General features: G+C 65.4%; 12 protein-coding genes. 2 read left to right on the forward strand and 10 right to left on the reverse strand.

Going from position 1 to position 10383, the window contains the following annotated elements; all coding sequences use genetic code 11:
- Positions 1 to 66: 66 nt before the first annotated feature.
- From AC1DYX_RS22420 to AC1DYX_RS22435, 4 genes are all read right to left on the reverse strand, one after another.
- A complete protein-coding gene (locus AC1DYX_RS22420; protein WP_477262933.1) occupies positions 67 to 735 on the reverse strand; it encodes a TorD/DmsD family molecular chaperone in 669 nt (222 codons plus the stop codon).
- Between the two features lie 162 nt (positions 736 to 897).
- A complete protein-coding gene (locus tag AC1DYX_RS22425) occupies positions 898 to 1008 on the reverse strand; it encodes a DUF2474 family protein (RefSeq protein ID WP_477262935.1) in 111 nt (36 codons plus the stop codon).
- Between the two features lie 8 nt (positions 1009 to 1016).
- Complete coding sequence (gene cydB / locus AC1DYX_RS22430) at positions 1017 to 2015, reverse strand: cytochrome d ubiquinol oxidase subunit II (RefSeq protein WP_477262937.1); 999 nt, start codon at positions 2013 to 2015, stop codon at positions 1017 to 1019.
- Positions 2015 to 3430, reverse strand: a complete 1416-nt coding sequence (locus AC1DYX_RS22435; protein ID WP_477262939.1) for a cytochrome ubiquinol oxidase subunit I — start codon at positions 3428 to 3430, stop codon at positions 2015 to 2017. Before AC1DYX_RS22435 ends, cydB begins: the two co-directional genes overlap by 1 nt.
- A gap of 200 nt (positions 3431 to 3630) precedes the next feature.
- Here AC1DYX_RS22435 and fnr point away from each other — a divergent pair, with 200 nt between their 5' ends.
- Positions 3631 to 4398, forward strand: coding sequence for a fumarate/nitrate reduction transcriptional regulator Fnr (gene fnr / locus AC1DYX_RS22440; protein WP_477262941.1), 768 nt, complete (start codon positions 3631 to 3633; stop codon positions 4396 to 4398).
- Between the two features lie 17 nt (positions 4399 to 4415).
- Here fnr and AC1DYX_RS22445 read toward each other — a convergent pair whose 3' ends face one another.
- The 6 genes from AC1DYX_RS22445 to ccoN are packed head-to-tail and all read right to left on the reverse strand — an operon-like array spanning position 4416 to position 9549.
- Entirely contained in the window at positions 4416 to 4931 is a 516-nt protein-coding gene (locus tag AC1DYX_RS22445) for a FixH family protein (protein ID WP_477262943.1), read from the reverse strand.
- Between the two features lie 20 nt (positions 4932 to 4951).
- Positions 4952 to 6346 carry a cytochrome c oxidase accessory protein CcoG gene (gene ccoG, locus AC1DYX_RS22450; protein WP_477262945.1) on the reverse strand — a complete coding sequence of 465 codons (1395 nt, stop codon included), beginning with the start codon at positions 6344 to 6346 and terminating at the stop codon, positions 4952 to 4954.
- The gene (ccoP, locus tag AC1DYX_RS22455) at positions 6343 to 7287 is read right to left on the reverse strand and encodes a cytochrome-c oxidase, cbb3-type subunit III (RefSeq protein WP_477262947.1); all 945 of its coding nucleotides are present in this window, start codon (positions 7285 to 7287) and stop codon (positions 6343 to 6345) included. The genes ccoG and ccoP overlap by 4 nt, the downstream gene beginning before the upstream one ends.
- A complete protein-coding gene (locus AC1DYX_RS22460) occupies positions 7280 to 7462 on the reverse strand; it encodes a cbb3-type cytochrome oxidase subunit 3 (protein ID WP_477262949.1) in 183 nt (60 codons plus the stop codon). The genes ccoP and AC1DYX_RS22460 overlap by 8 nt, the downstream gene beginning before the upstream one ends.
- Before the next feature lies 1 nt (position 7463).
- Positions 7464 to 8078 (reverse strand): cytochrome-c oxidase, cbb3-type subunit II, encoded by a 615-nt coding sequence (gene ccoO, locus AC1DYX_RS22465; RefSeq protein WP_477262951.1) that lies wholly within the window; start codon positions 8076 to 8078, stop codon positions 7464 to 7466.
- A 16-nt stretch (positions 8079 to 8094) separates the two neighbouring features.
- Positions 8095 to 9549 carry a cytochrome-c oxidase, cbb3-type subunit I gene (gene ccoN, locus AC1DYX_RS22470; RefSeq protein ID WP_477262953.1) on the reverse strand — a complete coding sequence of 485 codons (1455 nt, stop codon included), beginning with the start codon at positions 9547 to 9549 and terminating at the stop codon, positions 8095 to 8097.
- 206 nt (positions 9550 to 9755) lie between these two features.
- Here ccoN and AC1DYX_RS22475 point away from each other — a divergent pair, with 206 nt between their 5' ends.
- Entirely contained in the window at positions 9756 to 10154 is a 399-nt protein-coding gene (locus tag AC1DYX_RS22475) for a TraR/DksA family transcriptional regulator (RefSeq protein WP_477262955.1), read from the forward strand.
- Positions 10155 to 10383 lie beyond the last annotated feature (229 nt).

Raw genomic sequence — 10383 nt, forward strand, 5'->3', positions numbered from 1 at the left:
GCTTGTCCTTGTCCATGTCTGTCCTCATGCGGCGAGCGGGTCGCTTGTCCTTGTCCATGTCTGTCCTCATGCGGCGAGCGGGTCGGTGGTATCCAGCACGGCGAACGCCTGGGCCTCGATCGAGAGGAAGGCGTCGACGACGCCGRCCACGATCCGGTAGAAATTCGCATCCGGGCTGGCCGCGATGTCGGCCAGGCAGGCCGCGTACCAGGGCCGGATGTGCGCTTCGAAAAACGACTTCTGCACGGCCAGCCCGCGCGCCGGCATGCCGGGGCCGCCCTGGATCAGCACGCGCATCGTCTCGCACAATGCACCCAGGTGGTCCTCGAACTCGCCCACGCCCGGCGCGCGCGCGAGGCGCAGGTGCGCGAGGTCGTGGCGCAGGTCCGCCAGCGGCGCATCGTTCAGGTGCCCCGTCAGATAGAACGAGCCGTACGGATTCAGCGGCGGCGTGCCCGTGCTGATGAACATCGCGCCGAATTCGTCGGCCACGAGGGCGGCGTCGACGACGGAGGCGGCCTGCGTCAGCTTCAGCCAGGCGTCTTCCAGCGCGAATTCGCCGGCGGCCGCGATCGGCTCGGCGGTGGCCAGCGCCGCCAGCAACGCGTGGTCGGGCGGGGCCAGCAGCAGGTGCGCGAACAGCGCATGGAAATCTGCCCGGGCCTGGTCTTCCTCGCCCAGCGGCGGCGCCACGACGGCGTCCGCGCTGCGGGCACAGGCGGATGCGTCCGGCATGTTGCCGCACGCCTGATCATGCAATCCGGATGACGCGGTTTGCTGCTCGCCCGACATATTTCTCCCGTTAGCAAATATTCATGGGAAGTGTAATCCTTGACAATGCACAGGCGCGCACGCTTGACACGTGCCGTTGCCAGAACGGCGGAAATGGTGCCGTCCTCAGCGCATGCCCGCCGCATGCATCAGCGCCCGCAGCACCAGGGCGACGAGCCCCAGCGCGGCGACGCCGGCCAGCCACAGGGCAATGAACCAGGCCAACTGTCGGGACAATGCGCGCATCAGTGGTAGCCCTCGCTCGTCACCTTGCCACGGAACACGCGATAGGACCAGAACGTGTAGCCGAGGATGAACGGCAGCACGACCAGCGTGCCGGCGAGCGCGAAGCCCTGCGTCTGCGGCGGCGCGGCGGCTTCCGCGATCGTGATCGTGGGCGGCACGATGTGCGGCCAGATGCTGATGGCCATGCCGGCATAGCCCAGCAGGACGAGCGCCAGCGCCGCGACGAAAGGCCGAAGGCAGGAATCGCGCCGCAGCGCGCGCAGCAGCAGCGCGGYGGCCACCACGACGAGCAGCGGCACCGGTGACAGGACCAGCAGGTTCGGGAAACTGAACCACCGCTCCGCCACCTCGTGGTGGGCCAGCGGTGTCCACACGCTGACGACGGCGATGGCGCCCAGCAGCAGCCAGGTGAACGATCGCGCCAGGCGCACCATGCCGCGCTGCAACTCCCCCTCCGTTTTCATCACGAGCCACGTGGCGCCCAGCAGCGTGTAGGCGATCATCACGCCCGCGCCGGCGGCGAGCGGGAAAGGCGCGAGCCAGTCGAGCGGCCCGCCAGCATAGCTGCGGCCGGACACGGGAATGCCCTGCAAATATGCCCCGAGCGACACACCCTGGAAGAACGCGGCCACCGTCGAGCCGCCGATGAACGCGGCATCCCACACGGGCCGCTCGCGGTCGTTGGCCTTGAAGCGGAACTCGAACGCGACGCCACGGAAGATGAGGCCCAGCAGCATGAAGATCAGCGGCAGGTACAGGCCGGACAGGATGATCGAATACGCGGCGGGAAAGGCCAGCAGCAGGCCTTCGCCGCCCAGCACGAGCCACGTCTCGTTGCCGTCCCAGACGGGTGCCACGGAATTCATCATGACGTCGCGCTCGCGCTTGCCCGGCACGAACGGGTACAGCATGCCGATACCGAGGTCGAAGCCGTCCAGCACGACATACATGAAGACGGCAAACAAGATGATGCCGGCCCATATCGAGGCGGTGTCCATTACGCCTCCTCCGCCGTCGCACCGCGTCCGGGCACGGACAGCGGCCGGGCCGGCGTGCGGCCCCGGCCCGGTCCGCCCTCCGGCGGGCGCGTGTCCTCGAACCGCAGCGGCCCCGCGCGCACGTGCCGCAGCACGTACGCGATCCCGACGCCGAACACGAACAGGTAGGCCACGACGAACAGCGCCAGCGACAGCGCGAGCGGCCCGGGCCCGTGCGGCGACACGGCATCCGCCGTGCGCAACACGCCGTATACGACCCACGGCTGGCGGCCGACTTCCGTCGTGATCCAGCCGGCCAGCACGGCGACGAGGCCCGCGGGTCCCATCCATTGCGCCAGGCGCAGGAACGCGCGCGTGTCGTACAGCCGGCCACGCCAGCGCAGCCACAGGCTCCATGCGCCCAGCGCGATCATCAGCAGGCCGAGTCCGACCATCACACGGAAACTCCAGAACACGATGAGCGCATTCGGCCGCTCGTCGCGCCGAAAATCCTTCAACCCCGGGATCTGGCCGTTCCAGCTGTGCGTGAGCACGAGGCTGCCGAGGCGCGGAATACCGATGGCGTAGCGGGTGCGCTCGGCGTCCATGTCCGGCACGCCGAACAGCAGCAGCGGCAGCGGCTTGCCGTCGCCCTGCCAGTGGCCTTCGAGGGCCGCGATCTTCGCGGGCTGGTGCTTCAGGGTGTTGAGCCCGTGCAGGTCGCCCACGAATGCCTGCACAGGCGCCACGGCCACCATCATCCACATCGCCATCGAGAACATCGTGCGCAGCGCCGGGCCATCCTTGCCGCGCCGCAGGTGCCATGCGGCGGAGGCGCCGACGAACAGCGCCGTCGACAGGAACGCGGCARTGGCCATGTGCGCGAGGCGGTACGGGAACGACGGATTGAACACGATGGCGAACCAGTCGGCGGGCACCATGCGCCCGTCCGCGATGAGATAGCCCTGCGGCGTCTGCATCCAGCTGTTGGCGCCGAGGATCCACGTGGCCGAAATCAGCGTACCCAGCGCCACCATGCACGTGGCGAGGAAATGCAGGCCCGGGCCGACGCGCGTCCACCCGAACAGCATCACGCCGAGGAAGCCCGCTTCCAGGAAAAAGGCCGTCAATACCTCGTAGGCGAGCAGCGGCCCCGTGATGGGTCCGGCATACTCCGAAAAGAAACCCCAGTTGGTGCCGAACTGGTAAGCCATGACAATGCCGGACACGAYGCCCATGCCGAAGGCGACGGCGAAGATGCGCAGCCAGAAGTGGTACAGGTCGAGGAAGACCTGGCGCCGCGTCATCAGCCAGCACCCTTCGAGCACGGCGAGATAGCTGGCCAGGCCGATGGTGATGGCCGGGAACAGGATGTGAAACGACATCGTGAATGCGAACTGGACGCGCGCCAGGTCCAGGGCCGTCGAGCCATGCATGCCGAATCCTCGTCGTTGCGATGGACGGAATCTAGCATGGCTCATCCCGCGCACGGTTGGCGGCATCGGCGTGCCGTGTCTGCCATATTCGTGCGCGAACACTACACTTCATGTAGCACTGCGACAATGAATGTTTGATTTCCATCGGGATCACGGCATGAATACGTCTATAATCAAGGCACTACCCCGAGGCGCTCTCCATGATTTCCGCTGATACCATTACTTTCGATAAACCCATCAATGTCAACGCGCTGAAGATCAGTTGCGCGGCATGCAGCATGCACCAGCTGTGCCTGCCGATGGGCCTGGAAGACGCGGACATCGACCGCCTGGACAAGATCATCGGCAAGCGCCGGCGCCTGGAACGCGACGAGCCCTTGTACAAGATGGGCGATCCGTTCCGCAACCTGTACGCGGTGCGCTTCGGCCACTTCAAGACGTACCAGATCAACGCGGCGGGCGAGTCGCAGATCACGGGTTTCCAGATGGCCGGCGAGCTGCTCGGCATGGACGCCATCAGCGGCGACCGCCACCACTGCGACGCCGTCGCGCTGGAAGACAGCGAAGTCTGCGAAATCCCGTTCGCGCACCTGGAAGAACTGTTCGGCCAGGTGCCTGCGCTGCTGCGCCACTTCCACCGCATCATGAGCCAGGAAATCACACGCGAGCAAAACGTCATGCTGTTGCTGGGCAATATGCGCGCCGAGCAGCGTTTCGCCGTCTTCCTCATCAACCTGTCCGCCCGCTACGCGGCACGCGGCTATTCGGCCACGCGCTTCCAGCTGCGCATGTCGCGCGAGGACATCGGCAACTACCTCGGCCTGACCATCGAAAGCATCAGCCGCCTGCTGTCGCGTTTCAAGAAGCTGGGCCTCGTGCAGGTCGACAAGCGCGAAGTCGAGCTGCTCGAACCCGTGCGGCTGAAGGCAATGGCGGCCGGGACGGAGCAGTGCAGCCCGATGGCCTGATCGGGCTCACGCGGACGTCAGGGTGCATCCGCCACGATCGTAAGCGTCCGCACGCCATCCCACCCTTTCGCCAGCCGCCAGTCGCGCAGCCCGCCTTCGACGACGACCTGCCAGTGCGTGCGTTCCAGCGCGGGCAGCGCCACCTTGAACGTGCCGTCTTCGGCCGGACGCACGAACAGGCGCAGGTCGCGCTGCGGCAGCGTCGGGTGCGCGAGGTAGATCGTGAACGGGGCCGCTTGCGCCGTACCCGTGCGCGCAGCAAGTCGGCCCGATAGCATGCCCGTCTGCGCGTCGTAGTGTGCCTGCAAAGTCAGCCCGAGCTTCGTCGCCGCGCGGTCGCGGCGCAGCTCCTGGTTGATCGCCTTGCCCTGCTTGTAGTAGTCGCCCACGACGAGGGCGTCCGGATGGCCGACGGCGAGCCAGGCGACGAAGGCGCCTCCCACCAGCACCGTGGCCGGGCCGAGCATCAGGAACCACGGCCACCGATGGGTGTACCAGGGGCCGGCCCCGGTGGAGTGTGAAGTCGCGTGCATGTTGTTGATCCTGTTGTCGTTTATCTCGGTACGATGAAGACGGCCTTCTCGGTCACGTGCAGCGACGGCTCGTCCTGCGCCGTCACGGTGAAGGCCAGCGCGTTCGACCCCGTCGGTGCGGCGCCATGCGCGACGCGCACGCGCACGGGCACGGCGCGCGCGGAGGCGCCGTCCAGTTCGACGATATCCTCGTCCACGACGGTGGCGGAGCGGATGCCGCTCACCGCGATGTGGAACAGATGCCCCTGTTCGCCCGTGTTCATCAGCTGCAGGCGGTACACGTTCTCGATCTGGCCGCCCTCCACTTCGCGGCCCATCGAACCGCGGTCGCGGATCACGTCCAGCTTCAGCGGCGTCCGCAGCGCCAGCGCCGTGCTCATGCCGGCCGCCATCAGCACGAGCACCAGGCCGTAGCCGATCGTGCGCGGGCGCAGCAGGCGCGCGCGGATCTGCTGCGCATCCCAGCCGCCGGCCAACGCGTTTTCGGTGGCGTAGCGGATCAGGCCATGCGGCTTGCGCACCTTGTCCATCACGCCGTCGCAGGCGTCGATGCAGGCGGCGCAGCCGATGCATTCGTATTGCAGGCCGTTGCGGATGTCGATGCCGGTCGGGCAGACCTGCACGCACAGGCTGCAGTCGATGCAGTCGCCGTCGGTTTTCCCTGCCTTGCCGGTGCGGGCCGCTCCCCTGGGTTCGCCGCGGACGTGGTCGTAGCTGACGATCAGCGTGTCGCGGTCGAACATCGCGCTCTGGAAGCGGGCGTACGGGCACATGTACTTGCAGACCTGCTCGCGCATCCAGCCCGCGTTGCCGTAGGTGGCGAACGAATAGAACAGGATCCAGAACGCTTCCCATGGCCCGAGGCCCAGGTGCGCCACGGCGCTGCCCAGCGTGCGGATCGGCGTGAAATAGCCGACGAACGTGAAACCCGTCCACAGCGCGACGAGGCCCCAGGCGAGATGCTTGGCGCCGCGCTTGGCCGACTTTTCCATCGTCCACGGCTGGCGGTCGAGGCGGATGCGCGCGCTGCGGTCGCCTTCGATGCGGCGCTCGATCCACAGGAAGATCTCCGTGTAGACCGTCTGCGGGCAGGCATAGCCACACCACACGCGCCCCGCCACGGCCGTCACGAGGAACAGCCCGTAGGCGCAGATGATAAGCAGGCCCGCCAGGTAGATGAAGTCCTGCGGCCACAGCACGAGGCCGAACAGGTGGAACTTGCGGGCGCCGAGGTCGAACAGCACGGCCTGGCGGCCATGCATGGACAGCCACGGCAGGCCATAGTACAGCAGTTGCGTGAGCCAGACGCAGGCCCGGCGCAGGGTGGCGAAGCGACCCTTCACCTCGCGCGGATGGATGTCCTCGCGCTTGGCGTACATCTTGATGATCGCTTCTTTCGGCGCCGGCGCATTCATTTTGCTGCTACCTCATGTTGTTGCGCCGCGGGTGCGTTCGACAGCGACCAGACGTACGCGGCCAGCACGTGCACCTTGGCCTCGCCGAGGAACTCGCCCCACGCGGGCATCGTGTTGTTGCGGCCCTTGCGGATCGTTTCCATGATGGTCTGTTCGCTGCCGCCGTACAGCCAGGTCTTGTCGCTCAGGTTCGGCGCCCCCAGCATCGGGTTGCCGTGCGCATCGCCGCCGTGGCAGGCCGCGCAGGCGGCGAACTTCGGCTTGCCGAAGGCGACCTTGATCGGGTCGGCCGGCGCGCCCGAGAGGCTCATCACGTAGTGCGCCACGTTCTCGACGTCCTTGTCGGAACCGAGCGCCGCGCCCATCGGCGGCATCACGCCGTTGCGGCCCTTCATGATCGTTTCCTTGATGACCGAGGGCTCGCCGCCGTACAGCCAGTCGTCGTCGGTCAGGTTCGGATAGCCCTTGTTGCCCCGCGCATCCGACCCGTGGCATTGCGCGCAGTACGTCAGGAACAGGCGTTCGCCGATCGCATGCGCCTGCGGGTCGGCCGCGACTGCCTTCAAGTCGTGGCTCAGGTATTGCGCGAACAGCGGGCCGTATTCGGCATCGGCCTTCGCCAGTTCCTGCTTGTACGCGCCGCTCGATTGCCAGCCGAGGCGACCGGCATAGCTGCCGAGGCCAGGGTACAGCACGAGGTAGCCCACGCCGAACACGATGGTGAGATAGAACATGACCATCCACCAGCGCGGCATCGGCGTATTCAGTTCCGTCAGGTCCTCGTCCCATACGTGGCCCGTCGTCTGTTCCGGCTGGCCGTGCTCGTCGAGGCGGACCTTGTGGCGCGACTGCGACCACAACAGGATCGCGCAGCCGGCGATGCCCAGCACCGTGATCAAGCAAACGTACCAGTTCCAGAAGCCGCTCGTGAAGTCAGACATAGTCGTCCTCCACCTCAGTTGCGAGATCATCGTCGGCGAACGGGATCGCGGCCGTGGCGGCGAAGTCCTTCTCTTTGCGCAGCAGATAAGTCCAGGCCAGGATGCCCATGAAGGTGACGAAGCTCACGACCGTCATCACGCGGCTCGCGTCGTCGAAAATATGTTGGATGGCCATGTCAATTCCTCGATTTGATCTGGGTGCCGAGTCCCTGCAGGTAGGCGACCAGCGCGTCCTGCTCCGTCTTCTCGGCCAGTTGCGCCGGCGCGTCCTTGATCTCCTCCTCGGTGTACGGGACGTTCAGGCGCTGCATCGCGCGCATCTTCGGCACGATGGATTGCGGGTCCAGCCTGGCTTTCGCCAGCCACGGATAACCGGGCATGTTCGATTCCGGCACGACGTCGCGCGGATTGTCCAGGTGGGTGCGGTGCCACTCGTCCGAGTAGCGGCCGCCCACGCGGGCGAGGTCCGGGCCGGTGCGCTTGGAACCCCACTGGAACGGGTGGTCGTAGACGAATTCGCCGGCGACCGAATAATGGCCGTAGCGCTCCGTCTCGGCGCGGAACGGGCGGATCATTTGCGAGTGGCAGTTGTAGCAGCCTTCGCGGATATAGATGTCGCGGCCGGCCAGGCGCAGCGGCGAATACGGCTTCAGGCCGGCGACGGGTTCCGTGGTCGAATGCTGGAAGAACAGCGGCACGATCTCGACGAGGCCGCCGAACGAGATCACGACCAGCACGAGGCCGATCAGCAGCCAGGGATTCTTCTCGATCCACTCATGGGTGAATTTCATTGTCTGCTCCTGTGGGTCAAGCGTGTTCGGGCGCGACGTGCGGCGTCGCACGGTGCGACGGCAGCGCGGGGATGCGGGCGTCGACGGACTGCGTGCCGCGCATCGTCAGCCAGGTGTTGTACGCCATCAGGCACATGCCGGTCAGGTACATCAGGCCGCCGCCGAAACGGATCACGTAGTACGGATAGGTGGCCTTGACGCCTTCGACGAAGGTGTACGTCAGCGTACCGTCCGGGTTCACGGCGCGCCACATCAGGCCTTGCATCACGCCGGCGATCCACATCGCGGCGATGTACAGCACGATGCCGATGGTGCCCAGCCAGAAGTGGGTCTCGACGAGGGCCATGCTCGCCATCTGCTTCTTGCCGGCGAGGCGCGGGATCAGGTAGTACAGCGATCCCATCGTGATGAAGCCGACCCAGCCCAGGGCGCCGCCGTGCACGTGGGCGATGCCCCAGTCCGTATAGTGCGACAGCGAGTTGATCGTCTTGATCGACATCATCGGGCCCTCGAACGTGGCCATGCCGTAGAACGACAGCGAGACGATCATGAATTTCAGCAGCGGGTCGGAACGCAGCTTGTGCCAGGCGCCGGACAGGGTCATGATCCCGTTGATCATGCCGCCCCACGACGGTGCCAGCAGGATCAGCGAGAACACCATGCCGATCGACTGCGTCCAGTCGGGCAGTGCCGTGTAATGCAGGTGGTGCGGGCCGGCCCACATGTACGTGAAGATCAGGGCCCAGAAGTGCACGATCGACAGGCGGTACGAATACACCGGGCGCTCGGCCTGCTTGGGGATGAAGTAGTACACCATGCCCAGGTAGCCGGCGGTGAGGATGAAGCCGACGGCGTTATGGCCGTACCACCACTGGATCATCGCATCCTGCACGCCGGCGTACATCGAATACGACTTAAACAGCGTGACCGGCATCGACATGCCGTTGACGATGTGGAGGATTGCGACGGCGAGGATGTAGGCGCCGAAGAACCAGTTGGCGACATAGATGTGCTGCACGCGGCGCTTGATGATCGTGCCGAAGAAGACGATGGCGTAGGCGACCCACACGACGGCGATCAGGATGGCGATGGGCCATTCGAGCTCGGCGTATTCCTTGCCGCGCGTGAAACCCATCGGCAAGGTGATCGCGGCCGACGCGAGCACGGCCTGCCAGCCCCAGAACGTGAATGCGGCCAGCCTGTCGGAGAACAGCCGGACCTGGCACGTGCGCTGCACGACGTAGTACGACGTGGCGAACAGGCCGCAGATGCCGAAGGCGAAGATCACCGCGTTCGTATGCAGCGGCCGCAGCCGGCCGTACGTGAGCCACGGGATATCGAAATTCAATGCCGGCCAGGCGAGCTGCGCGGCAATCCACACGCCCGCCAGCATGCCGATCACGCCCCAGACCACGGTCGCGATGGCAAACTGGCGCACGATCTTGTAGTTATAGTTTAGACTGCTATCCAAGATGCACTCCCCGAGTGATAAGAAATGATGACACTGTCAGGGTAGGTTTTCTGGGGGTTCGAAATCCTTGATGTGAATCAAAAAGTTCAGAATGGGTCGAGGGAAGAACATGTGCCTCCCTCCATGTTGCTGAAAGCAGACTGGCGTTACTGAAGGACGATATGAGTAGCGTCAACCGTGACGCTCGATAACTGAGGACGACGACCATGCCGCCAATTTCACCCCAACTCCATGAGGAACTCGGCAAGCGCCTGCGCAAGAGCCGCGAGGACGTGCTGGCCACCGTGCGTGCGCGCACCGACGGCGATACGGACGACCGCCCGGCGATCGCGCCGAACGCACACATGGGGCAGAACGACGACGCCCCGGCCGGCGAAATGCTCAGCCATAACGAGGAACACCTGGCCGAGCACGAGACCAATCTGCTGCACGAGATCGACGCCGCGATGGGCCGCCTGGAATCGGGCGCGATCGGCATCTGCGTGTCATGCGGGCGCGACATTCCCGAAGCGCGCTTGCTTGCGACGCCGACGGTACAGACGTGCATCGCGTGTCAGGAGCGGATCGAGAAAGAGCAACACACCGGGCGCGGCCCGAGCATGTGATGATGAGTTTGACGGCACACGCGTAGGGTGGGCACCCTGTTCAGCACATAGACATGGGTAACACTTGTCTAGAGACATAGGTAACACCTTTTATGATCATTGCACAGCTAACAATCGGAGCGTGCAATGCCTTGGAAGGAGAGTTCCCGAATGTCTTCTCGTCTTGAATTTGCTCGCCTGGCGACTGCACCTGATGTGAATATGCAGGCCCTTTGCCAGTCTTTCGGCG

It is taken from the genome of Massilia sp. P2_C2 (assembly GCF_056404615.1).

Coding starts and splice junctions, on each gene's coding strand:
- AC1DYX_RS22460 (WP_477262949.1), bottom strand. CDS start 7,462: ATGGCCATCCAACATATTTTCGACGACGCGAGCCGCGTGATGACGGTC.
- fnr (WP_477262941.1), top strand. CDS start 3,631: ATGATTTCCGCTGATACCATTACTTTCGATAAACCCATCAATGTCAAC.
- AC1DYX_RS22445 (WP_477262943.1), bottom strand. CDS start 4,931: ATGCACGCGACTTCACACTCCACCGGGGCCGGCCCCTGGTACACCCAT.
- ccoP (WP_477262947.1), bottom strand. CDS start 7,287: ATGTCTGACTTCACGAGCGGCTTCTGGAACTGGTACGTTTGCTTGATC.
- ccoO (WP_477262951.1), bottom strand. CDS start 8,078: ATGAAATTCACCCATGAGTGGATCGAGAAGAATCCCTGGCTGCTGATC.
- ccoG (WP_477262945.1), bottom strand. CDS start 6,346: ATGAATGCGCCGGCGCCGAAAGAAGCGATCATCAAGATGTACGCCAAG.
- AC1DYX_RS22475 (WP_477262955.1), top strand. CDS start 9,756: ATGCCGCCAATTTCACCCCAACTCCATGAGGAACTCGGCAAGCGCCTG.